Origin of the sequence: Streptomyces sp. 5K101, assembly GCF_046506645.1 — a bacterium.
GTDB lineage: Bacteria > Actinomycetota > Actinomycetes > Streptomycetales > Streptomycetaceae > Streptomyces.
On record NZ_JBKFFO010000013.1, the window covers coordinates 52,860 to 75,686 of the forward strand.

General features: G+C 72.4%; 21 protein-coding genes and 1 riboswitch. Of the genes, 6 read left to right on the forward strand and 15 right to left on the reverse strand.

The window, feature by feature from the left end:
* Positions 1-65 precede the first annotated feature (65 nt).
* The gene (locus tag ACLB9X_RS24045; protein WP_410362464.1) at positions 66-470 is read left to right on the forward strand and encodes a hypothetical protein; all 405 of its coding nucleotides are present in this window, start codon (positions 66-68) and stop codon (positions 468-470) included.
* 396 nt (positions 471-866) lie between these two features.
* On the opposite strand, the gene ACLB9X_RS24050 is transcribed toward ACLB9X_RS24045, so the two are convergent.
* The 3 genes from ACLB9X_RS24050 to ACLB9X_RS24060 all read right to left on the reverse strand — a co-directional run bounded on the left by ACLB9X_RS24050 (position 867) and on the right by ACLB9X_RS24060 (position 3,986).
* Positions 867-2,039 carry an acyl-CoA dehydrogenase family protein gene (locus tag ACLB9X_RS24050; RefSeq protein ID WP_410362465.1) on the reverse strand — a complete coding sequence of 391 codons (1,173 nt, stop codon included), beginning with the start codon at positions 2,037-2,039 and terminating at the stop codon, positions 867-869.
* A 307-nt stretch (positions 2,040-2,346) separates the two neighbouring features.
* Positions 2,347-2,496 carry an SCO1431 family membrane protein gene (locus ACLB9X_RS24055; protein WP_410362466.1) on the reverse strand — a complete coding sequence of 50 codons (150 nt, stop codon included), beginning with the start codon at positions 2,494-2,496 and terminating at the stop codon, positions 2,347-2,349.
* Between the two features lie 116 nt (positions 2,497-2,612).
* Positions 2,613-3,986 carry a peptidase C39 family protein gene (locus tag ACLB9X_RS24060; protein ID WP_410362467.1) on the reverse strand — a complete coding sequence of 458 codons (1,374 nt, stop codon included), beginning with the start codon at positions 3,984-3,986 and terminating at the stop codon, positions 2,613-2,615.
* A gap of 164 nt (positions 3,987-4,150) precedes the next feature.
* Between ACLB9X_RS24060 and ACLB9X_RS24065 the strand changes: the two genes are divergently transcribed.
* Positions 4,151-4,786, forward strand: coding sequence for a uridine kinase (locus tag ACLB9X_RS24065; RefSeq protein WP_410362468.1), 636 nt, complete (start codon positions 4,151-4,153; stop codon positions 4,784-4,786).
* A 371-nt stretch (positions 4,787-5,157) separates the two neighbouring features.
* The gene (locus ACLB9X_RS24070) at positions 5,158-7,047 is read left to right on the forward strand and encodes an AAA family ATPase (RefSeq protein WP_410362469.1); all 1,890 of its coding nucleotides are present in this window, start codon (positions 5,158-5,160) and stop codon (positions 7,045-7,047) included.
* Positions 7,048-7,083: 36 nt separating this feature from the next.
* Here the strand turns inward: ACLB9X_RS24070 and ACLB9X_RS24075 are convergent, their stop codons facing one another.
* From ACLB9X_RS24075 to ACLB9X_RS24125, 11 genes are all read right to left on the reverse strand, one after another.
* Complete coding sequence (locus tag ACLB9X_RS24075) at positions 7,084-8,175, reverse strand: hemolysin family protein (RefSeq protein ID WP_410362470.1); 1,092 nt, start codon at positions 8,173-8,175, stop codon at positions 7,084-7,086.
* Complete coding sequence (locus tag ACLB9X_RS24080) at positions 8,172-9,512, reverse strand: hemolysin family protein (RefSeq protein WP_410362471.1); 1,341 nt, start codon at positions 9,510-9,512, stop codon at positions 8,172-8,174. The genes ACLB9X_RS24075 and ACLB9X_RS24080 overlap by 4 nt, the downstream gene beginning before the upstream one ends.
* A gap of 190 nt (positions 9,513-9,702) precedes the next feature.
* Complete coding sequence (locus ACLB9X_RS24085) at positions 9,703-10,161, reverse strand: PH domain-containing protein (protein ID WP_410362472.1); 459 nt, start codon at positions 10,159-10,161, stop codon at positions 9,703-9,705.
* Between the two features lie 15 nt (positions 10,162-10,176).
* Positions 10,177-11,025 (reverse strand): ATP phosphoribosyltransferase, encoded by an 849-nt coding sequence (gene hisG / locus ACLB9X_RS24090; RefSeq protein ID WP_177153270.1) that lies wholly within the window; start codon positions 11,023-11,025, stop codon positions 10,177-10,179.
* Positions 11,026-11,073: 48 nt separating this feature from the next.
* Positions 11,074-11,346 (reverse strand): phosphoribosyl-ATP diphosphatase, encoded by a 273-nt coding sequence (locus ACLB9X_RS24095; RefSeq protein WP_011027788.1) that lies wholly within the window; start codon positions 11,344-11,346, stop codon positions 11,074-11,076.
* Between the two features lie 33 nt (positions 11,347-11,379).
* Positions 11,380-11,865 carry a 6,7-dimethyl-8-ribityllumazine synthase gene (gene ribH, locus ACLB9X_RS24100; RefSeq protein WP_410362473.1) on the reverse strand — a complete coding sequence of 162 codons (486 nt, stop codon included), beginning with the start codon at positions 11,863-11,865 and terminating at the stop codon, positions 11,380-11,382.
* Positions 11,866-11,896: 31 nt separating this feature from the next.
* Positions 11,897-13,237, reverse strand: a complete 1,341-nt coding sequence (locus tag ACLB9X_RS24105; RefSeq protein ID WP_410362474.1) for a bifunctional 3,4-dihydroxy-2-butanone-4-phosphate synthase/GTP cyclohydrolase II — start codon at positions 13,235-13,237, stop codon at positions 11,897-11,899.
* The gene (locus ACLB9X_RS24110; protein WP_410362475.1) at positions 13,234-13,887 is read right to left on the reverse strand and encodes a nicotinamide riboside transporter PnuC; all 654 of its coding nucleotides are present in this window, start codon (positions 13,885-13,887) and stop codon (positions 13,234-13,236) included. The genes ACLB9X_RS24105 and ACLB9X_RS24110 overlap by 4 nt, the downstream gene beginning before the upstream one ends.
* Positions 13,884-14,492, reverse strand: a complete 609-nt coding sequence (locus ACLB9X_RS24115) for a riboflavin synthase (protein WP_410362476.1) — start codon at positions 14,490-14,492, stop codon at positions 13,884-13,886. The genes ACLB9X_RS24110 and ACLB9X_RS24115 overlap by 4 nt, the downstream gene beginning before the upstream one ends.
* On the reverse strand, positions 14,493-15,542 hold the full coding sequence (ribD, locus tag ACLB9X_RS24120; RefSeq protein ID WP_410362614.1) for a bifunctional diaminohydroxyphosphoribosylaminopyrimidine deaminase/5-amino-6-(5-phosphoribosylamino)uracil reductase RibD: 1,050 nt from the start codon (positions 15,540-15,542) through the stop codon (positions 14,493-14,495).
* 185 nt (positions 15,543-15,727) lie between these two features.
* Positions 15,728-15,858: riboswitch (FMN riboswitch) on the reverse strand.
* A gap of 407 nt (positions 15,859-16,265) precedes the next feature.
* Positions 16,266-17,435 carry an ROK family transcriptional regulator gene (locus ACLB9X_RS24125; RefSeq protein WP_410362477.1) on the reverse strand — a complete coding sequence of 390 codons (1,170 nt, stop codon included), beginning with the start codon at positions 17,433-17,435 and terminating at the stop codon, positions 16,266-16,268.
* Between the two features lie 118 nt (positions 17,436-17,553).
* Between ACLB9X_RS24125 and ACLB9X_RS24130 the strand changes: the two genes are divergently transcribed.
* The 3 genes from ACLB9X_RS24130 to ACLB9X_RS24140 all read left to right on the forward strand — a co-directional run bounded on the left by ACLB9X_RS24130 (position 17,554) and on the right by ACLB9X_RS24140 (position 21,077).
* On the forward strand, positions 17,554-18,768 hold the full coding sequence (locus tag ACLB9X_RS24130; protein WP_410362478.1) for an MFS transporter: 1,215 nt from the start codon (positions 17,554-17,556) through the stop codon (positions 18,766-18,768).
* Between the two features lie 78 nt (positions 18,769-18,846).
* Positions 18,847-20,295 (forward strand): uracil-xanthine permease family protein, encoded by a 1,449-nt coding sequence (locus tag ACLB9X_RS24135; RefSeq protein ID WP_410362479.1) that lies wholly within the window; start codon positions 18,847-18,849, stop codon positions 20,293-20,295.
* A 77-nt stretch (positions 20,296-20,372) separates the two neighbouring features.
* Positions 20,373-21,077 (forward strand): DUF5995 family protein, encoded by a 705-nt coding sequence (locus tag ACLB9X_RS24140; protein WP_410362480.1) that lies wholly within the window; start codon positions 20,373-20,375, stop codon positions 21,075-21,077.
* A 45-nt stretch (positions 21,078-21,122) separates the two neighbouring features.
* Here ACLB9X_RS24140 and ACLB9X_RS24145 read toward each other — a convergent pair whose 3' ends face one another.
* On the reverse strand, positions 21,123-22,820 hold the full coding sequence (locus ACLB9X_RS24145; protein WP_410362481.1) for a flavin monoamine oxidase family protein: 1,698 nt from the start codon (positions 22,818-22,820) through the stop codon (positions 21,123-21,125).
* Between the last annotated feature and the right edge of the window lie 7 nt (positions 22,821-22,827).

Genomic DNA, 22,827 nt, shown 5'->3' on the forward strand with positions numbered 1-22,827 from the left:
GGGCATTGCTTGGTGTGGTCGAGGCCATCAGCGCCTGGTCGGCCCATCCGAGGGGGAGATTCTCCATGCAGAGCGTTAAGAACGACGGCCGTACCGAACTGGAGCCCGTCGATTCGGCCGAACAGGCCGACGGCGACGAGTTCGACGCGTACGACACCTTCGAGATGTACCGGGTCGTGTGCCCGGACTGCGCCCAGCCGATCGCTCTCCTGGCGGACGAGGACGTCCTGCCGGAGCACGCGCTGTGCCCCACCCCGTGGAACCCCTTCGGACTGACGGTGTGCTCGGGCACCGGCCGGTCCGCCGGGGAGGCCCGGCCCGCCGACGAGTCGCTCGAGGCGCAGGAGCAGGACACGGCCCTGCTGCTGACGCTGCCCCAGGGGCTCGACTGGCGCACCCAGCCGTTCTCGCACGTCGGCGGTCCGGGTTCGCGGCCGCTCAAGGTGCCGCCGATGCGCCGCGCGGCCTGAAGTCCCCACCCTGAGCGTGCGAGCCGCGCGTGAGCGTGCGCACCGCCGCTGAGCGCGCGGGCTGCGCCTGAGCGCGCGCCGCGCCGCCGCGGCCCGCCGCCGCGTCACGGCGCGGACGTCATGCGTACGCCTTGGACTGGCGCGCGAATCGGCCCGGCGGTAACCCGCCGCCGGGTCCGGGCGTTGGCCCGGCATGACGGTGTACTCCACGACCACGACGCGCGGCCGTCGGCAGCTTCTCGTGCGCGCCTCTGAAGAATCGGTTCATCACCCGGCGGACCCGCCGATCTACCGCGAGCTGGTCACGCTGTGGGCGAGCCGCGGCAGAACGCTGCCGGGGCGCCGGGACCCCGAGTGGAGCAGGCTCGCGGCGCCCCTGGCGTGGGAAGGGGGCGGTCAGCGGGTCTCGGGCCCGGCAAGGTGACGGGCGATGACCATGCGCTGGATCTGGTTGGTGCCCTCGACGATCTGCAGCACCTTGGCCTCGCGCATGTAGCGCTCGACCGGGAAGTCCTGCGTGTAGCCGTAACCGCCGAGGACCTGGACGGCGTCCGTGGTGACGCTCATGGCGGCGTCGGTGCAGAACAGCTTGGCCATGGCGGCCTGCCGCGAGAACGGCCGGCCCGCGTCCCTCAGCCGCGCGGCCGCGAGGTACAGCGCCCGCCCGGCCTCGATGCGCGTCGCCATGTCGGCCAGCATGAAGCGCAGTCCCTGGAAGTCGGCGATCGGGCGGCCGAACTGCTTGCGGTCCGTCGCGTACGCCACGGCCGCGTCCAGCGCCGCCTGGGCCACGCCGACGGCGCAGGCCGCGATGCCCAGGCGCCCGGAGTCCAGCGCGGAGAGCGCGATGGCGAAGCCCTGTCCCTCGTCGCCGATGCGGCGCGTGTCGGGGATGCGGACGCCGTCGAAGTGGAGCTGGGCGGTGGGCGAGCCCTTCATGCCCATCTTCTTCTCCGGCTGTGCGGCGTTCAGCCCCTGAGCGTCGCCCGGGACCAGGAACGCCGTGATGCCGCGGGCGCCCTCGCCACCCGTGCGGGCGAGGACGGTGCAGAAGTCGGCGACGCCGCCGTGCGTGATCCACGCCTTGGTGCCGGTGATGACCCAGTCGTCGCCGTCGCGCACCGCCTTCGTGCGCAGCGAGGCGGCGTCGGAACCGGAGGCGGGCTCGGAGAGGCAGTACGCGCCGAGCAGGCCGCCGCCGAGCATCGCGGGCAGGTGGTCGCTGCGCTGCTCCTTGGTGCCGTAACCGGCCAGCGCGTGGCAGGCGAGGGAGTGGACGCTGACGCCGAGGCCCACGGTGAGGCGCGCGGCCGCCAGCTCTTCGAGCACCTGGAGGTAGACCTCGTACGGCTGGTCGCCGCCGCCGTACTCGGAGCCGTACGGCAGGCCGAGCAGGCCCGACGCGGACAGGAGGCGGAAGACCTCGCGCGGAAAGTGCCCGGCCTCCTCCTCCTCGGCCGCGTGGGGAGCGATCTCCCGCTCGGCGATGTCGCGGACCAGGGTGATCAGGTCCCTGGCCTCCTCGGTGGGCAGCTGACGGTCCACCGGCTGCGGGGCGCGGTCGGGCATTGCGGCGCTCTCCTCCCTGTCGGGCGCTGCGGCGTCGCGCGCGCAGGGTGAGGGCGCGTCGCCGGGTCTTCTGCCACGCCGATGGTGCCCTTCCGGATCACGAAAGAGGCTGGTTGGCGGCTGTTGGCGCGTTGAGTATGCCCGATCGGAGGGCTCCCGTCACGAGGTGCCCGGGAGTACGTGCGGCGCTGCCGCGATGGTGCCGGAGAGCGGCGAATCCGGTCCGCGGACCTGCCCGACGGCGGGGCGGTCCAGGCCGCCTCGGTACCAGGGCATGCGCGCCCGGCACGGTCCGACAGGAGAAGGGCTAGAGCAGGCCGAGCTGGGTGATCAGCATGGCGATCACGACCACGAGCGTCCAGCCGAGGACGTGCTCCAGCACGGACGACTCGTCGTCGGGGCCTCCGGTGCGGGTGCGGAGCAGGGCGCTGTCGGCGGTGGCGGCGGTCGAAGTCATGGCGGTCTCGTTCGGTCGGCGTACAGGTGGTCTCCCCCGTGGCCCCACCACAGTGCCAGCCCCGGCGGGCCCCGGGGTAGAGACGTTCGTCACGCCCCGGGGTCCGGCCGGCCGCCTCAGTGGATGCCGACCGCCGCGAGAGCCTGGCGCTGGGCGGGGGTGGGGGCGGCCGGCCAGTACAGGTAGCAGACGCCACCGGTGCCGGACACGACCTTCCCGCTCGCGTTGTGGCGCTTGGTGCGGAGCCAGATCTTCTCCCACTCGGCGCGCCGGTAGACGCGCCGCACGGCCTCGTTGCTCGCCGAGGCCGGGTCATTGGCGATCACGTCGCCGTCGGCGGTGAAGCCGATCACCGTCATCAGGTGTCCCGCGGTCCCGTAGCCGGCTCCGGTCAGTTCCTCCTCGAGGAACGACTGCGACGTTATGACCGGGATGCCGGCACGGATCAGGGTCTCCAGGTCGGTGAGCGAGGAGAGCCGGGTGACCACCGCGCTCATGTCGCGGTAGGTCGCCGCGTAGGCCGCGTTGAAGGGCCAGTTGCCACAGCCCTCGTACTGGTAGTCGTAGGTGAAGCGGGCCGCGTGGCAGACCTGCGGATCCGCGAACTCCGGGTCGACCCAGGCCAGCTCGTCGGCCGTGGGCCCGCGCCCCCAGTATTCGATGATCATCTGGGACGAGGTGGGGCTGCACCAGGCCTCGCCGCCGTTGTCGTACTCCGGGTACTGGCCGATGTGCGTGTTCTGCGAGTACCGCGGGACCGTGAGCTCGCGGGCGAGGCCGGGCTCCGAGGCCGGTACGCCGAAGCGGTCGGGGATGTCCGAGGCCATCGCGCCGAGGCGCCAGACGGTGGGGGTGAGTCGGGTGCCGGGCCTGCGGTAGAGCGTCAGCCGCAGCCGGTACGAGGTCAGGCGTAGCCCGCTCGCCGCGTCGTCGACGGCGAAGGTGTCCGTCCAGATGCTCGCCTTGCCGTCGCTCTGGTTGTCGACGGAGGTGCGGCGGATGTCCTCGTCGCCGGCGGCCCAGCGGCCCATCACGAACCACGGTGTGTCCGTGCCGTCCGAGTAGGTGCCCGCGAGCTCCACCCGGAGCCAGGTACCGGCCGGGGTGTGCGCGTTCCAGGAGGCGATGACCTCGGTCGCGGGCACGGTCGAGCGGTGCACCGGCGAGGTCCACGTCGCGTACTCCCAGCGGCCGCTGCGGCCGGTGTGCGGATCGGCGTAGTCGACGGTGTCCGCGGGCGTGCTGATCACGACGCCCGGGCGGCGGCCGGAGACGGCGGCGGTGCCGGCCCGGTCGCCGCAGCGCCAGTCGGTGTAGGTGGACCAGAAGCGGTTGTCGACGAGCCTGGCCGCGGCGTGCCGGTCGGCAGAAGGGGCGGCGCCGGCCGTGGGTGCGGCGGCCGTGGGCGCGGCGGCGGACAGCGTTCCGGCGCCGGCGGCGGCCGCGATCGCGGCGCCCAGGACGGTTCTGCGCGAAGTAGGTCTGGCCATGGGACCCCCAAGTCAGGTGCGCGGCAGTGGGGCAACTATCCCGGCTCGGACGGGGCTTCGGCCAGCACTTCGGACCGCGTCGGCCGGGGCAATATTGGTCTGGTCCACTGGCATGACCTGCGGGTGCGTCCCGCCCGCACCGCCGCGGCTCCTACCCTTGCCCCATGGACGACCTCGACCGGCTCGCCGCGCAGCTGCGCGCACTGGACCCTTCGTGCGGTCCGGTGCGCCTGATCGCCGTGGACGGCCACGCCGGTTCGGGCAAGAGCACGTTCGCGGCCCGGCTCGCCGCCGCGCTCGGCGGCGACGGCGTGCCCGTGCTGCACCTGGACGACCTCGCCACGCACGAGGAGCTGTTCGCGTGGACAGACAGGATGCTGGACGAGGTGATCGCCCCGCTGTCCCGTGGACGGACGGCACTGTTTCACCCGTACGACTGGAATCTGAGGCGATTTCTTCCGCCGCGTCCGCTGCCGGCGGCGCCCGTCGTCCTGATCGAGGGCGTCGGCGCGGGGAGGCGGGCCCTGCGGCCCCACCTGGCCTGTCTCCTGTGGATGGACCGTGCGGCCGAGGACTCCTGGGCGCGCGGCAGACAGCGCGACGGTACCGGGCTCAGCACCTTCTGGGACGGGTGGACGGCGGCGGAGACACGCCATTTCGCCGCGGACCCGTCGCGTCCGCATGCGGACATCGTGGTGCGCGAGTGCTCCGAGGGGTACGAGTGGTGGGCGGTACCTGACGGAACGCCACGAACGGACGACGCGATCACCGAGGGTGATCGCCCTGGCCAGGCATACTGAACAGTCGGATTTCCCAGCTCAAGAGTGGCCTCAACTCTGCTTGACCGACGGGCCGTACAGGACTTACGTTCTCAATGTGCGGCTTTCCGGAGCCGCCGCGGATACGAAGCCCCCGGTTGTTCCCCCGTGATCGGGGGCTTCGTTCTGCCCTTCCCCCCGCCCTGTCGGCACTCTTCCGGACCTTTCGCTCACAGTGGGTCACCGGTGCCCCTTCCTCGCGGCGCTCTTAGCGCAGCTCCCGCGCGCCGGTACGATGCACCCCGGTGGGCTCAATTCCCCTCCGCGGCATGGTCGTTGCGTACGCTGCCGGTGGGCGCCCCCTGGCGCGACAACACTGGTGCACGGTTTGTGGGGGGAGTGTGGGGGACCCTATGGACGACGGCACGCCGGGGGCACGGACTCCGGCCGAGCTCGCCTGGCTGCGTGGCGTTGACGCCTGCACCATGGGCGCCTACCCGCAGGCGGAGGAGGAGTTCCGCGCCGCCGTGCGGCTCGACCCGGGGATGGCCGACGCGTGGCTGGGGCTGCACGCCCTGCGCGTCGACACCACCACCGCCCTGCTGCGCATGTACCGCCACCGTGAGCGGTTCGGCGAACAGCGCGCCCGCCACCGCCGCACGCTCAACTCCTGGTACTGGCTGGGCTGGTGGGTACAGCCCGTGCTGGAGAGCCGGCGCGACCTCCTGCTGGCGCACGCCTCCCACTGGCTCGACGGCCGCCACGTGCCCGAGCTCGACCGGGCGCTGGCCGGGCTCCCGCCCGTGGACGCCGACCCCCAGGTGCGCTTCCTGCACGCCTGCCGTGCCTACCTGGTCAAGGACTGGGAACAGCTGGTGCGCCACACCGAGCCGTTGGTCGACGATCCGCTGCTGGGCGTCGAGGCCGGCCTGTTCGGCGGAATGGCCCGGGTGCGGCTGGAGATGTTCCGCCAGGCGGAGCCCATGCTCTCCGCCGCGCTGATGCGCTGCCGCAGCGAGCAGCCGCAGCGCAAGGAGCTGAGGTACTGGCTGGCACGGGCCCACGAGGGCACCGGCCGCAGCGCCGCGGCCCTGCCGCTGTACCGGGCCGTGCACCGGATCGACCCGGCCTTCATGGACACCTCGGCCCGGCTCGCGGCCATCGCCGAGTACGACGGCATCGACGGCTACGACGAGGCGGCGGGCCTGGCCGCCGTGTCGCTGACCGGCTTCGGCGCCGACGTCGTGGACGTCCAGGCGGAGGGCGAGGGCCCCGTCGCCACCGAGCGCCTGCCCGGTGACCCGGGAAGCCAGCTGCCGGGGAACGGGCCGGCGCCCGCGGACGGCCCCCGACGGCGCACGAGCGTGCCCCGGCAGGCCGCTCCCCCGCACTTCCCGTCGGGTCCCACCGACCCCGTGCTGCTGGCCGAGGCGCTGGCGGAGCTGGAGCGCATGGTGGGGCTGGAGCCGGTGAAACGGCAGGTCAAGGCGTTGTCGGCACAGCTGGAGATGGCCCGGTTGCGGGCCGGGCAGGGCCTTCCCGTACGGCCGCCCAAGCGGCACTTCGTCTTCTCCGGCCCGTCCGGCACCGGCAAGACCACCGTGGCCCGCATCCTCGGCCGGGTCTTCTACGCGCTCGGGCTGCTCGGCGGCGACCACCTGGTGGAGGCCCAACGGGCGGATCTGGTCGGCGAGTTCCTCGGTCAGACGGCGGTGAAGGCCAACGAGCTGATCGACTCGGCACTCGGCGGGGTGCTCTTCGTGGACGAGGCGTACAGCCTCTCCAACTCGGGTTACAGCAAGGGCGACGCGTACGGCGACGAGGCGCTGCAGGTGCTGCTCAAGCGCGCCGAGGACAACCGCGACCATCTGGTGGTCATCCTGGCGGGGTATCCCGAGGGCATGGACCGCCTGCTCGCGACCAACCCCGGCCTCTCCTCGCGCTTCACCACCCGGGTCGACTTCCCGTCCTACCGCCCGCTCGAGCTGACCGCGATCGGGGAGGTGCTGGCCGCGGAGAACGGCGACGTGTGGGACGAGGAGGCCCGTGACGAGCTGCGCTCGATCAGCGGCCACGTCGTCGAACAGGGCTGGATCGACGAGCTGGGCAACGGCCGCTTCCTGCGCACCCTGTACGAGAAGTCCTGCGCGTACCGGGATCTGCGGCTGTCCATGTATCCGGGCACCCCGAACCGCGAGGACCTCTCCACGCTGCGGCTCCCGGACCTGATGCAGGCGTACGGGGAGGTCCTGTCGGGCCGCGGCCCGGCGGGCCGCGATCCACAGGAGCCTCCCCTCGGCTAGGTCCTCTCTTTCTTGGATCAGGCCGGGGCGTCCGGCTCAGCCCACGAGGGCCGGGTCCGTGCCGGCGGACGTCCTCGGTGCCCCTTGCAGCACCGTGACGCGGTGGGCCGGGTCGCGGACCTCGCCCACCAGCATCTCCAGCACGTCCTCCAGGGCGACGAGGCCGAGCACCCGCCCGGACGCGTCCGCGACCTGCGCCAGGTGCGTCGCGGCGCGGCGCATCACGGTGAGCGCGTCGTCGAGCGGCAGCTCGGCGCGGAGTGTCGCCATCGGCCGCCAGATGTGCTGGGGCACGGGCCGGTCGCCGACCTCCAGATCCAGCACGTCCTTGACGTGCAGATAGCCCATGAAGGGTCCGGTGCCCTCGGCGCAGACCGGGAACCGGGAGTAGCCCGTGCGGACGGTCAGCTCCTCCACCTGCCGCGTCGTCACCGACGGCGGCACGGTCACGAGTGCGGACCGGGCGATGAGCACCTCGCTCACCGGCCTGCTGCCCAGCTCCAGCGCGTCCTCCAGACGCTCCTGCTCGGCGGGGGCCAGTAGTCCGGCCTGGCCCGCGTCCTCCACGAGCTGTCCCAGCTGGGCGCTGGTGAAGACGGCCTCCACCTCGTCTTTCGGCTCGACCCGGAAGGCGCGCAGCACCACCTTGGCGCAGGCGCCGAGACCCGCGGTCACCGGACGGCACAGCCGGGCGAAGCCGACGAGGCCGGGGCTGAGCCACAGCGCCGTTCGCTCGGGCGCGGCCATGGCCAGGTTCTTCGGCAGCATCTCGCCGACGACGAGGTGCAGGAAGACGACGACGGCCAGCGCGATCACGTAGCCGAGCGGGTGGATCAGCCCCTCGGGGACATGGGCCGCGTGGAAGACCGGCTCCAGGAGGTGGGCGACGGTCGGTTCGGCGACCGCGCCGAGGGTGAGCGAGCAGACGGTGATGCCGAACTGGGCGGCCGCCATCATCTGCGGCAGGTTCTCCAGCCCGTGCAGGACCTGCCGGGCGCGCCCGGAGCCGTCGGCGGCGAGCGGTTCGATCTGGCTGCGGCGTACGGAGACGAGCGCGAACTCGGCCCCGACGAAGAAACCGTTCGCCAGGACCAGGAGCAGGGCGAACAGCAGTTGGACGGCGCTCATCGGGCGGCCTCCGTGAGCGCCGGCACGTCGGCGGTGCGCACCAGGCGCACGCGCTCGGCGCGGTAGCGGTCGACCTGGCGCACCGAGAGGCGCCAGCCGGGCAGTTCGGCCCGGTCGCCGGGGGCGGGGATGCGGCCCAGCAGATCGGCGACGAGTCCGGCGACCGTCTCGTACGGGCCGTCGGGCACGTCCAGACCTATCCGGCGCAGGGTGAGCACCCGGCAGCTGCCGTCGGCCTCCCAGGCCGGCCTGCCGTCCTCGGGTGCGAGGGGCACGAGCTCGGGCCGGGCGTCGGCCTCGGCGTCGTGCTCGTCACGGACCTCGCCGACCAGTTCCTCGACGATGTCCTCGAGGGTGACCACGCCGGCCGTGCCGCCGTACTCGTCGACGACGACGGCCATCGGTTGTTCGCTGCGCAGCCGTTCGAGGAGCTGCTGCACGGGCAGCGTCTCCGGGACGAGCAGCGGCGGTACGGCGATACGAGCCACCCGTACGCGCTGGCGCTCCTCGGCCCGCACCGCGAGCGCGTCCTTGAGGTGCACCATGCCGACGATCTCGTCGATGCGCTCGTGGTAGACGGGGAACCGTGAAAGGCCCGTGGCGCGCGTCAGGTTGAGGACGTCGGCGGCGGTGGCGTCGGACTGCAGGGCGCTCACCTTCACCCGTGGCGTCATGACGTGCTGGGCCGTCAGGTGTCCCAGGGAGAGGGTCCGTACGAACAGGTCAGCGGTGTCCTGCTCCAGCGCGCCGGCCCGGGCCGAGTGACGGGCGAGGGACACCAGCTCGCCGGGGGTGCGGGCGGAGGCCAGCTCCTCGGCGGGCTCGACACCGAAGAGCCGTACGAGACGGTTGGCCGCGGCGTTGAGCAGGGTGATCACGGGGCGGAAGAGGGCCGAGAACAGCGTCTGGGGGCCGGCGACGAAGCGCGCGACCTGCAAGGGCCGGGACACCGCCCAGTTCTTGGGGACGAGTTCACCGATGACCATCTGGACGGCCGAGGCGAGCAGCATGCCGATCACCACGGCGACGCCGGGGACGATGCCGTCGGGCAGCCCGGCGGCGGTGAGGGGTCCGCCGAGCAGCTGGGCGAGCGCCGGCTGCGCGAGCATGCCGACGACCAGGGAGGTGATGGTGATGCCGAGCTGGGTGCCGGACAGCTGGAACGACAGCTGCCGCAGAGCGGCGACGACCCGGCGGGCGCGCTTGTCGCCTTCGGCGGCGGCACGCTCGGCGTCGGGTCGCTCCACGGTGACGAGGCCGAACTCGGCCGCCACGAAGAAGCCGTTGGCGAGGATGAGAAGGAACGCTGCGGCGAGCAGCAGAAGCGGGATGATCATGCCGCCGCCTCCTGTGAGGGGGCGGCGCAGGTACTACCGGACGATCCGTCCATTGCCGGAGGGAGTCACTCCTCGGGTCGCAGGAAAGCCCCGCCGGCCGCTTGGGGCCGCTTGGTGCGGGGCGGGGCGCATCTGGCGCCGCCGCCCACCAGAGTAGTCAAGCCGGGGGCGGCGGGGGCAGATGTGTGGGCTAGTGGTCGTCCGGGCGGGTGCCGCGGGTCTCGGTGAGGGCACGCAGCGCGCGGGCGTCGTGGATGGCCTGTGCCTTGGCGATGCCCGGCTGGATGCCGAGGGCGGGCAGGCTCGTGCCGTCGCTGAGGTCGAGGAAGACCCAGGGGTCGCCGGGACGCAGGTTGACGCGCAGGATCTCGGGCCAGGCGAGCCGGCGCGTCCGGGTGAGGTTGACGACGGTCACGCCGTCCTCGTCGGCGACCACCTTCGGCCTGCTGAGCAGCGCCAGCACGCCGAAGAAGAGCAGCGCGGTGAAGACGAAGCTCACCCGCTCGGGACCGCTGAGGCGTTCGAGGAGGAGAGTGACGGCGATGAGCACGGTACACATCACCGCGCCGACGGTGAGCAGGACGATCCGGGTGCGGGTCGGCCTGAAGGTCACCGGGAGCGCGGGGACCTGGGGAGTCGTGGTGGGCATGTGACGGGCCGTCCCTCAGAGCCGGCAGGCGTGGATGGCCGTGGTGAGGATGGCCCGCGCGCCGAGCGCGTACAGGTCGTCCATGATCCGCTGGGCCTCCTTGGCGGCGACCATCGAACGGACGGCGACCCAGCCCTCGTGGTGGAGCGGGGAGATGGTCGGCGACTCCAGCCCGGGGGTGAGCGCGACGGCCTGCTCCAGGTTCTCGACGCGGCAGTCGTAGTCCATCATCACGTAACTGCGGGCGACGAGGACGCCCTGGAGACGCCGCAGGAACTGCTGCACCTGCGGGTCCTCCGCGTCGGCCCCGGTACGCCGGATGACCACGGCCTCGGAGGTCATGATCGGCTCGCCGATCACTTCGAGGCCCGCGTTGCGCAGGCTGGTGCCGGTCTCGACGACGTCCGCGATGACCTGGGCGACACCCAGCTCGATCGCGGTCTCGACCGCTCCGTCGAGGTGGACGACGGAGGCGTCGACGCCGTTGTCGGCGAGGTGCTTGTCGACGATGCCCTCGTAGGAGGTGGCGATCGTCATGCCGCCGAAGTCCTGGACGCCCTTGGCGGTGCCGGGCTTGGTGGCGTAGCGGAAGGTGGAGCGGGCGAAGCCGAGCTGGAGGATCTCCTCGGCGTTGGCGCCGGAGTCCAGCAGCAGGTCGCGGCCGGTGATGCCGATGTCGAGCTTGCCGGAGCTGACGTAGATCGCGATGTCGCGGGGGCGCAGGTAGAAGAACTCGACCTCGTTCTCGGGGTCGACGAGGACGAGCTCCTTGGACTCCTTGCGCTGCTGGTAGCCGGCCTCATGGAGCATCGCCGACGCAGGTCCGGACAGTGAACCCTTGTTGGGGACGGCGATGCGCAGCATGAGACGGGCTTCCTTTGTTCGCGTGGGTGATACGGGGGCTGGGCGGGCTCAGAGGTGGGCGTAGACGTCGTCGAGGGAGATCCCGCGCGCGACCATCATCACCTGGACGTGGTAGAGCAGCTGGGAGATCTCCTCGGCGGCGGCGTCCTTGCCCTCGTACTCGGCGGCCATCCACACTTCGGCGGCCTCCTCGACGACCTTCTTGCCGATGGCATGCACGCCCTTGTCCACCAGCTCGGCGGTGCGGGAGGTGGCGGGGTCGCCGTTGGCGGCCTTGTGCTGGAGCTCGGTGAAGAGCTCCTCGAACGTCTTCTTGGACATGGTGCTCCCACCCTACGCGGAAGTGGGTTCTTCTCAGCGCCAGGGTTCGGATACTGAACGCAGGATGGCCGCCGTGGCCACCGCGGCCGTGACCGCTTCGTGACCCTTGTCCTCGTTCGATCCCTCCAGTCCGGCCCGGTCGAGCGCCTGCTCCTCGGTGTCGCAGGTCAGTACGCCGAAGCCGACCGGGACTCCCGTGTCGACGGACACCTGGGTGAGGCCGTTGGTGACGCCCTGGCACACGTACTCGAAGTGGGGGGTGCCGCCGCGGATCACGACGCCGAGCGCCACGATCGCGTCGTAGCCGCGGCCGGCGAGGACCTTGGCGACGACCGGGAGCTCGAAGCTGCCGGGGACCCGCAGGATGGTCGGCTCGTCGATGCCGAGCTCGTGCAGGGCGCGCAGGGCGCCGTCGACGAGTCCGTCCATGATCTTCTCGTGCCACTGTGCCGCGATCACGGCGACCCGGAGGTCGCCGCAGTTCTTCACGCTCAGTTCGGGTGCGCCCTTGCCGCTCACGTACGTGTCTCCTTGGTGGTGTGTGGCTGTCTTACTGGTTGTTGCAGGTGGACGTGCCGGCGGCGTCGAGCCAGGGCAGGTCGTGGCCCATCCGGTCCCGCTTGGTGCGCAGATACCGCAGGTTGTGTTCGCCGGCCTGCACGGGCATCGGCTCGCGTCCGAGGACGGCGATTCCGTGCCGGGTGAGGGCGGCGGTCTTGTCGGGGTTGTTGGTCATCAGCCGTGTGCTGCGCACCCCGAGGTCGGCGAGGATCTGCGCCCCGGCCGCGTAGTCGCGGGCGTCGGCGGGCAGGCCGAGCTCCAGATTGGCGTCCAGGGTGTCACGGCCGCGCTCCTGGAGCTCGTACGCCCGCAGCTTGGACAGCAGTCCGATGCCCCGGCCCTCGTGGCCGCGCAGGTAGACGACGACGCCGCGGCCGTCCTCGGTGATGCGGCCCATGGAGGCTTCCAGCTGCGGACCGCAGTCGCAGCGCAGCGAGTGGAAGATGTCGCCGGTCAGGCACTCGGAGTGGACGCGCACCAGCACGTCCTCGCCGTCGCCGAGGTCGCCGTGGACGAGGGCGACGTGCTCGACGCCGTCGACGGTGGAGCGGTATCCGTAGGCGGTGAACTCGCCGTGCGCGGTGGGCAGGTTGACCTCCGCCTCGCGCTTGACGGTCGGCTCGGAGCTGCGGCGGTAGGCGATCAGGTCCTCGATGGAGATGATCGTCAGGCCGTGCTTGCGGGCGAACGGGACGAGTTCGGGCAGGCGCAGCATGACGCCGTCCTCGCCGGCGATCTCGACGATCGCGCCGGCCGGACGCAGCCCCGCGAGGCGCGCGAGGTCGACGGCGGCCTCGGTGTGGCCGGGGCGGGTCAGGACGCCGCCGGACTTGGCGCGCAGCGGGAAGATGTGCCCGGGCCGCACGAAGTCGGACGGGCCGGCCTGCCCGCCGGCCAGCATCTGGAGCGTGGTGGCGCGGTCGGAGGCGGAGATGCCGGTGGTGACGCCGTAGGCGGGGCCCGCGTCGACGGAGACGGTGAAGGCCGTCTGCATCGACTCGGTGTTGTTGCCCACCATCTGGGGCAGCTCCAGGCGCTCCAGCTCGTCGCTCTCCATCGGGGCGCAGATGAGGCCGCGGCACTCGCTCATCATGAAGGCGACGATCTCGGGCGTGGCCTTCTCGGCGGCGATGACGAGGTCGCCCTCGTTCTCGCGGTCCTCGTCGTCGACGACGACGACCGGGCGGCCCGCGGCGATGTCGCGTATGGCCTGCTCGACGGGGTCGAGGGCGAGGTCGTCGAAGCCGTCGGTGGCGTACCACGTCTGGATCGCAGGGGCGGCCCGAAGGGCCTCCGGCAGCGTGGTGGTGGGTGACGGGCGGGCGGTCATGCTGCGGCTCCTTCCAGAGCGGGCGCGGCACTCTGGCGCGAGCGCTGCCACCAGTCGTAGGCGCCCCAGACGACGAGGGCGAAGTAGATCACGTAGACCAGGCCGGAGAAGGCGAGGCCGCTGCTGAAGGCGAGCGGCACGCCGACGAGGTCGACCAGCAGCCAGGCGAACCAGAACTCGACCAGGCCACGGGCCTGGGCGACCATCGCGACCAGCGTGCCGACGAAGATGTACGCGTCGGCCCACGGGCTCCAGGACAGCGAGGGGTACGCGGTGAACAGGCCGCCGACCGCGAGCGTGCCGAGCACGGCGCCGGCGGCGAGCCAGCCGCGCTCCTTCCAGGAGGCGAACCGGACGGCGATGGACCCGTCCTGGGCCTGCCGGCGGCCGCGGGTCCACTGGTGCCAGCCCCAGGCGGCCACGCCGATGACCAGGAGCTGCTTGCCGACGCCGCCGCTGAGGTGGGCGGAGGCGTACGCGCCGACGAGGATGACGCCGGACAGCAGCTGCGCGGGCCAGGTGAGGACGGAGCGGCGCCAGCCGAGCGCGAGCGCGATGAGCCCGATCGTGTTGCCGATCATGTCGGACCACATGATGTGCTGCCCGAAGAGGGTGAACGCCTCCGTGTTGAGCCAGCTCAGGGCGCTCACTTCGCGCTCTCCTTCGGGTCCGCGCCGAGCAGCCGCTCGACGTACTTGGCGATGACGTCGACCTCGAGGTTGACCGGGTCGCCGCTCTGCTTGACGCCGAGCGTGGTCAGGGCGAGCGTCGTGGGGATCAGGCTGATCGTGAAGTAGTCGGGGCCCGCCTCGACGACGGTGAGGCTCACGCCGTCGACGGTGATGGAGCCCTTCTCGACGACGTACCGGGCCAGCTCGGCGGGCAGGGAGATCCTGACGATCTCCCAGTGCTCCGAGGGGGTGCGCTCGACGATGGTGCCGGTGCCGTCGACGTGCCCCTGGACGATGTGGCCGCCGAAGCGTCCGTCGGCCACCATCGGGCGCTCCAGGTTGACGCGGGAGCCGGTGGTGAGGGCGCCGAGGCTGGAGCGCTTCAGCGTCTCGGCCATCACGTCGGCGGTGAACTCGCCGTCGCGGTTCTCCACCACGGTGAGGCAGACGCCGTTGACGGCGATCGAGTCGCCGTGCCTGGCCCCTTCGGTGACGACGGGTCCGCGCAGGCGGAAGCGGCAGGCGTCGCCGAGGTTCTCCACGGCGGTGACCTCGCCCAGCTCTTCGACGATTCCGGTGAACACTCAGGCTCCCTTGGTGACGGTCGCGGTGATGCGCAGATCGGGGCCGACGCGCACGGTCTCGGTGACGTCGAGCCGCAACGCTTCGGCGATGGTGGTGATTCCGGCGTCGGCGAGGGCCGCGGGGCCCGCGCCGAGGAGTGCGGGTGCGAGATAGCCGACGACGCGGTCGACGGCGTTCGCGGTGAGGAAGGCTCCGGCGAGGGTCGGGCCGCCTTCGAGGAGTACGGAGCGGACGCCGCGGTCGTGCAGCCCGGCGAGCAGCGCCGGCACGGACAGCCCCCGCCCGGCGCGCGGCAGGCGCAGGACGTCGGGCAGGTCGGTGTCGGCGTCCTCGGCGATCGCGACGAGCGTGGGCGCCGTGTCGTCGAGCACGCGCGCGCCGGGCCGGACCGCCGCGGCGTCGGTGTCGACGACGACCCGCAGGGGCTGGGTCGCGCCCTCCATGCCGCGCACCGCGAGATGGGGGTCGTCGGCCCGCATCGTCCCCGAGCCGACGACGACCGCGTCGGACTCGGCGCGCAGGCGGTGCACATCGGCCCGGGACTCGGGCGAGCTGATCCAGCGGCTGGTGCCGTCGGCCGCGGCGATGCGGCCGTCGAGGGTGGCGGCGTACTTCCAGGTGACGTGGGGGCGGCCGAGGCGTACGGAGGTGAGCCAGGCGCTGTTGCCCGCCTCTGCCTCGCCCTCGAGGAGCCCCTGCTCGACCCGGACCCCGGCGGCGCGCAGGGTGTCGGCCCCGCCGGTGGCCTGCGGGGTCGGGTCGGCGACCGCGTAGACGACGCGGGCGACGCCGGCCTCGATCAGGGCCTGTGAGCACGGGCCGGTGCGTCCGGTGTGGTCGCAGGGCTCGAGGGTGACGTACGCGGTGCCGCCGCGGGCCAGGGCTCCGGCGGCGCGCAGGGCGTGGATTTCGGCGTGCGGTCCGCCGGCGCGCTGGTGGAAGCCCTCGCCGACGATGCGTCCGGCGGCGTCGATGACGACGCACCCGACGACCGGGTTGGGGCTGGTGGAGCCGAGACCGCGGGCGGCGAGCGTGATCGCCCGCCGCATGGCGTCCTGATCGGCTGTGGCCACCGGGTCCTCCTGCCTCATTCGGGCACGGACTCCGGGGCCTGTCGGTGAAGACAGAGAGCGGGAAACAACACCGCACGGGGAACGCCGAGGCCGATGGCACGGGATCGCCACGCTTGGTCGATCCGCACCTGTACGGCCGGCACACCCGTGAGGGTCACCCGCCGCGCACTGCCTCCCATCCGGACTATAACCGTCGGTCCAGGAATTTCACCTGGTCAACCGGCCGCTGGCTGCGGACGGGTCGCGGACTGTAACCGCCGGTTCGGAATTGCACCGACCCCGGAGTGCGCTGCTGCTGATACAGGGTCAGTGTGCCATGCCGCGGGCTCGGCCATGCGGGTGAGGGGTGTGGGCTGGCTCACAGGTGACGCGGTCTTGCCCGGGCGGGGTGCTTTCCCCCACCCCGCCCTCCCCCTACGGCCTGGCGGCCACGGGAGGAACCCCATCCCGAAACCGGGGCAAGCCCCGGCCCCCGGCCCTGCGCCCTGGCGGGCGCGGGCTTCCGGGCTCCGCCCGGACCCGGTACCGCGCTTCGCGCGGCGTTCGGGGGCTCCGCCCCCGCGCCTCAAACGCCGGCGGGGCTGCTTTGCAGCCCTTGAGGACACCGCGCGAAGCGCGGTACGGGGTCCGGGGCTTGCCCCGGTTGCGGGAAAGGGCGGGGAGGGGAACAAGCCCCGCCGCAGGCGCAGCCCGCCCGCGCTACACCCCCGCGAACAGCTCCCGTTGCGCCGCCTCGCGAGCCAGGCGCAGTGCGCCGCTCAGGACCGCCGACCCGCCCAGCTCGCCCGCCCGCACCTCCGTCCGCAGCGGCGACATCCTCGCGAGCCGCGAATGCACCCGCGACGCCAGCGCCGCGCCGCCCGCGTGGCCCACCTCTCCGCCGAGGACCACGCAGCCCGGGTCCAGCACCGAGACGACCGCCGCCGCGCCCACCGCGAGGCGGTCGGCGAGGGCGTCGAGGAAGTCGTCGCGGCCCTGGGACACGGCCGTCGCCACCACCGCGGCGGCCCGTGGTTCCGGGCCGTCGCCCGGCACCCCGATCCCGTGGCGCTCCCCCAGCGCGCAGACCGCCGCCGACCCGGCCAGCGAGTGGAAGCCGCCGCCGCAGTCGACCGCCGACGGCAGGCCCGCGGTCCCCGGCACGGGCAGGAAGCCGATCTCGCCCGCCCCGCCGGACGCTCCCCTGCGCAGCCGTCCGTCGAGGAACAGCGCCGCGCCGACGCCGTGGCCCAGCCAGAGGAAGGCGAACGTCTCCCGGTCGCGGGCCGCACCGTCGCGCTGCTCGGCCAGTGCCGCGAGGTTCGTCTCGTTCTCGACGAGCACCTGTGCGGGAAGCCGCTCCTGGAGCGCGGTGACCAGACGCCGGTGCCAGGCGGGCAGCCCGCTGGACTCGCGCAGTTCACCGGCAACCGGGTCGATCAGCCCGGGTGCTCCGATGCCCACGCTGTGCAGGCGGGCCGCACCGGCGTCCCGGACGGCCCGCTCCAGCAGGGCGGCGGCCCGTTCGACGGCGGGCTCGGTGCCGGTGTCACCGCCGATGGGCAGCGCGGCCTCGGCGAGCGTGGTGCCGAGCAGGTCCGTGACCACGACGGAGACGCTCTGCGTGCGGACGTCGAGGGCGGCGAGATGCGCGCGGTCGGCGACGATCCCGTACAGGCGGGCGTTGGGCCCGCGCCGGTCCGCGCCCGCCTCGCCGACCACCCGGACGAGGCCGGCGCCCTGGAGCCGCTCCACCAGGTCGGCGACGGTCGGCCGGGACAGGCCGGTCCGGCTCTTCAGCTGTCCTGCCGTCAACGGGCCCTCCTCCTGGAGGAGTTCCAGGGCGAGCCGGTCGTTGATGGCCCGGGCGGTGCTCGGGGATGCGGGCATGCCGGAATCCTTCCAGACGGCCCCGGCCGCTCAGGGGGCGACGACCACGGAAATCCCGTATCTATCAGGAAGGGACCCTGATAGTTTACCGCTCACGTTCTCGGGGAGAGGTATCCGCATGTCGAGGGGAATCGCCACGGAGCTGCGCCTGCTGAAGCGCGCCCGCGTCGCCGTCGCCGCCGTCTTCTGTGTGCACGGGGCCGTGACCGGCAGCTTCGCGACCCGCATCCCTTGGATCCAGGACCACGCGGGCGTGAGCGCGGGCCAGTTGGGGCTGGCGCTGGCGTTCCCGGCGCTCGGCGCGTCCGTGGCGATGCCGCTGGCCGGGGCGATCAGCCACCGCTTCGGCGCGCGGACGGCCCTGCGCGGACTGCTCGCGCTGTGGACGCTGAGCCTCGTCCTGCCCTCCCTCGCACCGAACCTGCTCACCCTGTGCGCCGCGCTGTTCGCGTTCGGCGCGACCGCGGGCATGTCGGACGTGGCGATGAACGCCCTGGGCGTGGAGATCGAGAACCGCCTCGACCGCTCGATCATGTCCGGTCTGCACGGCATGTGGAGCGCGGGCGCGCTGATCGGCTCGGCGGGCGGCACACTCGCCGCCCACCTGGGCAGTGACGCCAGGCTGCACCACGTGCTGGCGGCCGCGACGCTGACCGCGCTCGGGCTGATCGCCTGCCAGGGGGTCCTGGACCTGCGCAGCGCCGCCGACGAGGAGCCGCCGCCGCGCTTCGCACTGCCGCCCAGGTCGGCGCTGGTCATCGGTGCGATCGGGTTCTGCGCGGTGTTCGCGGAGGGCGCGAGCCTGGACTGGTCCGCGGTGTACCTGCGCGACGTGCTTAAGACGTCCCCCGGGCTCGCCGCCGCGTCGACCACGGCGTTCGCGCTGACGATGGCCGTGGCGCGGCTTCTCGGCGACCGGGTCGTCGACCGGTTCGGAGCGGTGCGCACGGTGCGCGTGGGCGGTGTGCTGGCAACGGCCGGCGGTCTGCTCGTGGTCGTCGCGACGCAGCCTGCGGTGGCGCTGTGCGGATTCGGGCTGATCGGCCTGGGGGTGGCGGTCGTCGTGCCGCTGGTGTTCGCGGCGGCGGGCCGCAGCGGGCCGAACCCGAGCCAGGCGATCGCGGGCGTCGCCACCATCACCTACACGTCCGGGCTCATCGCACCGTCGGCCATCGGCGCGGTCGCCGACGCGACCAGTCTCGTCGTCTCCTTCGGCCTGGTGACCGCGCTCGCGCTCGGGCTGGTGCTGGGCGCTGGCGTGCTGCGGACGGCCGGCCGCGAGAGTGTGAGGGCCCGTCCACAGGACACAGCAGTGCCCGGCCCCCGTCCCTGAACCGCTCGCTCCAGGGCCCGGGCATCGGCCACTACGATGGCGCCCGATAGTTGACTACTGCATGAAGTGGAGCGGCCCGTGGACCTCGGCGTGCGCTGGACCCTGCACGGCGACGGGCGGACCCCCGCTCCGGGCGCCGTCGTACGACCCGACGAGCGGCTGTCCTGGCCCCGTACCGCCGGCCTCGGCGCCCAGCACGTCGTCGCCATGTTCGGCGCCTCGTTCGTGGCGCCCGTACTGATGGGCCTCGACCCGAATCTCGCGATCATGATGTCCGGCATCGCGACCGTGATCTTCCTGCTCGCGACGCGCGGCAAGGTGCCTAGCTACCTGGGCTGTTCGCTCTCCTTCGTCGGTGTCGCCGCCACGATCCGCGCGACCGGCGGCGACAGCGCGACCGTGACCGGCGCGGTGCTCGTGGTCGGCGCGGCGCTGTTCGTCGCGGGCCTGGCCGTCCAGCGGTTCGGCGCACGGATCATCCACGCGACCATGCCGCCGATCGTCACCGGCGCGGTGGTCATGCTCATCGGCTTCAACCTCGCGCCCGTCACCGCGTCCACGTACTGGCCCCAGGACCAGTGGACCGCGCTGCTCGTCATGCTGTTCACCGGTCTCGCGGTGGTGTGCCTGCGCGGGTTCTTCTCGCGCATCGCGATCTTCCTGGGCCTGATCTTCGGATACGCGCTGTCCTGGGCGCTCGACCGGATCTTCGGGAAGATCCACTCCCCCGTCGGCGGCGAGGCCGTCGACCACTGGCGGCTCGACCTCTCCGGCGTGGCGAAGGCCGACTGGATCGGGCTGCCGTCGTTCCACGCCCCGAGCTTCGAGTGGTCCGCGATCCTCGTCGCCCTGCCCGTGGTGATCGCGCTCATCGCGGAGAACGCCGGGCACGTCAAGGCCGTGGGCGAGATGACCGGCGATCCGCTCGACGACAGGCTCGGCACCGCGATCGCGGCCGACGGCGCCGCGTCGGTGCTCTCCACCGCGGTGGGCGGCCCGCCGAACACCACGTACTCCGAGAACATCGGCGTGATGGCCGCCACCCGCGTCTACTCGACGGCCGCCTATTGGGCCGCCGCCGCGTTCGCGCTCCTCTTCGGTCTGTGCCCCAAGTTCGGCGCCGTCGTGGCCGCGATCCCCGGCGGAGTGCTCGGCGGCATCACGGTGATCCTCTACGGCATGATCGGTCTGCTCGGCGCCCAGATCTGGATCAACGCCGACGTCGACCTGCGCAATCCGCTCAATCTCGTGCCGGCCGCCGCGGGCATCATCATCGGCGTCGGCGGCGTCAGTCTGAAGATCACCGACAACTTCGAGCTCGGCGGCATCGCGCTCGGCACGATCGTCGTCATCACCGGCTACCACGTGCTGCGGGCCTTCGCCCCCGCGCACATGAAGGAGCGGATGAAGGAGCAGGAGCCCCTGCTGGACTCCGGCACCTCCTCCTACGACGCGAAGGGCGCCGCGGAAACGAAGGACGGCGCGGCCTCGACGGGCGCCGCGAGCAGGCCCGGTGCCGGCTCCTAGCGGCGCGCCGTCCCCCTTTCCGGGGAAGCCGCGGCCCGTCACCCCGACGCCGGGCCACCGCCTGGGACCCTGCCTCCATGGCGCAGAGTGAACAGCTCGCAGTGCTGCCCGGCCACGGCCCGGCGGAGGTCGACTCGGTGGTGCGGCGGATGCTCGCGTACGGCTCCGCCTGGCCGGCCGGCGACGGCCTCGCCGTGTTCAACCGCGTCTATCTCGCGGTCACCCGGGAGATCGGCCGGCACATCGACGACGGCCTGTTCGCGGACCGGCGGACCGCCGTCACGCTCGACGTTCTGTTCGCCCGCCGCTACCTGTCGGCGGTCGACGCCGCGGCCGAGGGGCGGCGCCCGCCGGCCTGCTGGCGGCCCCTGTTCCAGTACCGCCGCCATCCCGGCGTACGGCCGCTCCAGTTCGCGCTCGCCGGGATCAACGCGCACATCGGGCACGACCTGGCGCTCGCCGTCGTCGACACCTGTCATGCGCTCGGCTGCGAACCGGCCGACCTGGAGGGCGCGTTCGACCGGGTCGGCGACGTGCTCGTCCTGCTGGAGGAACGCATCCGCGAGGACGTGATGCCCGGACCCGACCTGCTGCAGATCGCCGACCCCCTGACGCACCTCGTCGGTGCCTGGAGCCTGGACCGCGCGAGGGAGGGGGCGTGGTCGGCGGCGCGGCTGCTGTGGGGACTGCGCGAGCTGCCGGATCTGGCCGGCGAGTTCACCGAGCGCCTCGACGCGGGCGTCGGTCTGGTGGGGCGTTGTCTGCTGACCCCCTGGCACTGACGCGCCCCGGCTCCACGGCGCGCTGCCGGGAGCCGGGGCGGCGGTTCAGTCCTCCGGCAGTTCGGCGGGGGCGATCTCGTCGTAGAGGTCGCCGGGACCGGGGTTGGACGGGTCGGTGGACCCGCCGAGGTGGGCCATCACGCCCCAGACGGCGTTCAGCGCGGTCTGCACGGCGCCCTCGGCCCAGCCCGCCGTCCAGGAGATGTCGTCGCCGGCGAGGAAGATGCCGCGCTTGTCCTCGGGCAGCCGGTCCTGCATGAAGTGGGTGAACAGGCGGCGCTGGTAGCGGTAGTGGCCGGGCAGGTTCGCCTTGAAGGCGCCCATGAAGTACGGCTCGTTCTCCCACGACACGGTCACCGGGTTGCCGATGATGTGGCTGCGGATGTCGACGTTCGGGTAGATCTCCCCGAGCGACTTGAGCATGACCTCCATCCGCTCGTTCGCGGTCAGGGGCAGCCACTTCAGGCTGTCGTCGCACCAGGTGTACGACAGGCAGATCACGGCCGGCTTGTCGGGGCCGTCGTCGAGCAGGTAGGTGCCGCGGGTCATGCGGTCCGTCAGCGTCATCGACATCGTGTCGCGACCCGTGACCTCGTCCTTGTCCAGCCAGAACGGCCGGTCGACCGGAACGAACAGCTTGGAGGACTCCATGTAGTGGGTCCGCTCCATCGCCGTCCAGTGGTCGATCGGGAAGAGCGAGTCGTCGCAGGCGATCTTGGAGAGCAGCATCCAGGACTGCGCGGTGAAGATGGCCGCCCGGTACGTGCGGATGTCGCCGGACGCATCCGTGACCGTGATCCGGTTGCCCGCGGTGCGGTTCAGCCGGGTGACGGCGGGCCGCGGCTCGCCGTCGTGCAGCGACGACAGCGAGGTGCCGAGCGGCCAGTGGACGATCTTCTCGGGCTCGCGGTCCCACAGGCGCAGCGGGAGCTGCTGGCTGCCCTCGACGATGCCGCGGTGGTGGTCGTCGGCCTCGGAGTAGACGACGCGCAGGATCTCCAGGATGGAGTTCGGGAAGTCGGTGTCCCAGCCGCCCGTGCCGAAGCCGACCTGGCCGAAGATCTCCCGGTGGCGGAAGGACTTGAACGCCTCCGACTCGCACAGGAAGCCGTAGAAGGTCTGGTTGTCGAGCTTCTCGACGAGCTTCGCCCAGATCTCGCGGATGCGCGGGACGTCGCGCTCGCGCATGGCGCGGTTCATGTCGGAGAAGTCGGCGCCCTCCTCCAGGCAGGCGTTCCAGGCGTCCATCACGTCGCGGTAGACCTGCGGCAGGTCGTCGATGCTCTCCGCGTAGTGCGACTCGCCCTTGAGGTCCACCACGGTGGAGGGGGTGCAGGGCGCGAGCGGGTTGGGGAACGGCTTGGTGGTCAGGCCCACCAGGTCGATGTAGTGCTGCAGGGCCGTGGAGGAGGGCGGGAAGCGCATCGCGCCCATCTCGGCGCTCAGCTCGTCCGTGCCGGTGCCCTCGAAGCCCACGGTGCGCAGCCGTCCGCCGATCCGGTCCGCCTCGTAGACGACCGGCTTGAGGCCCATCTTCATCAGCTCGTACGCGGCGACGATGCCGGACAGACCGCCGCCGATGACGGCGACCTCGGTGCCGTGCTCGGTCGCGGGTATCTGGCCGAGCCCCGCCGGGTGGGCGAGGAAGTCGTCGTAGGCGTAGGGGAAGTCCGGACCGAACATGGTGATCGGCGGCTGGGCGTCGCTGTGCTGGACGGCGGTGGTGGGCACCGTGGACGTCATGGGGTAC

Excerpts from the sequence above, each read along its gene's own strand:
- ACLB9X_RS24050 (WP_410362465.1), bottom strand. The coding sequence starts at position 2,039 with ATGCCCGACCGCGCCCCGCAGCCGGTGGACCGTCAGCTGCCCACCGAG.
- ACLB9X_RS24075 (WP_410362470.1), bottom strand. The coding sequence starts at position 8,175 with ATGAGCGCCGTCCAACTGCTGTTCGCCCTGCTCCTGGTCCTGGCGAAC.
- ACLB9X_RS24145 (WP_410362481.1), bottom strand. The coding sequence starts at position 22,820 with ATGACGTCCACGGTGCCCACCACCGCCGTCCAGCACAGCGACGCCCAG.
- ACLB9X_RS24065 (WP_410362468.1), top strand. The coding sequence starts at position 4,151 with ATGGACGACCTCGACCGGCTCGCCGCGCAGCTGCGCGCACTGGACCCT.
- hisG (WP_177153270.1), bottom strand. The coding sequence starts at position 11,025 with ATGCTGCGCATCGCCGTCCCCAACAAGGGTTCACTGTCCGGACCTGCG.
- ACLB9X_RS24125 (WP_410362477.1), bottom strand. The coding sequence starts at position 17,435 with ATGCCCGCATCCCCGAGCACCGCCCGGGCCATCAACGACCGGCTCGCC.
- ACLB9X_RS24085 (WP_410362472.1), bottom strand. The coding sequence starts at position 10,161 with ATGCCCACCACGACTCCCCAGGTCCCCGCGCTCCCGGTGACCTTCAGG.
- ACLB9X_RS24140 (WP_410362480.1), top strand. The coding sequence starts at position 20,373 with ATGGCGCAGAGTGAACAGCTCGCAGTGCTGCCCGGCCACGGCCCGGCG.
- ACLB9X_RS24095 (WP_011027788.1), bottom strand. The coding sequence starts at position 11,346 with ATGTCCAAGAAGACGTTCGAGGAGCTCTTCACCGAGCTCCAGCACAAG.
- ACLB9X_RS24060 (WP_410362467.1), bottom strand. The coding sequence starts at position 3,986 with ATGGCCAGACCTACTTCGCGCAGAACCGTCCTGGGCGCCGCGATCGCG.
- ACLB9X_RS24105 (WP_410362474.1), bottom strand. The coding sequence starts at position 13,237 with ATGACCGCCCGCCCGTCACCCACCACCACGCTGCCGGAGGCCCTTCGG.
- ribD (WP_410362614.1), bottom strand. The coding sequence starts at position 15,542 with ATGCGGCGGGCGATCACGCTCGCCGCCCGCGGTCTCGGCTCCACCAGC.
- ACLB9X_RS24055 (WP_410362466.1), bottom strand. The coding sequence starts at position 2,496 with ATGACTTCGACCGCCGCCACCGCCGACAGCGCCCTGCTCCGCACCCGC.
- ACLB9X_RS24130 (WP_410362478.1), top strand. The coding sequence starts at position 17,554 with ATGTCGAGGGGAATCGCCACGGAGCTGCGCCTGCTGAAGCGCGCCCGC.
- ACLB9X_RS24080 (WP_410362471.1), bottom strand. The coding sequence starts at position 9,512 with ATGATCATCCCGCTTCTGCTGCTCGCCGCAGCGTTCCTTCTCATCCTC.
- ACLB9X_RS24070 (WP_410362469.1), top strand. The coding sequence starts at position 5,158 with ATGGACGACGGCACGCCGGGGGCACGGACTCCGGCCGAGCTCGCCTGG.
- ACLB9X_RS24045 (WP_410362464.1), top strand. The coding sequence starts at position 66 with ATGCAGAGCGTTAAGAACGACGGCCGTACCGAACTGGAGCCCGTCGAT.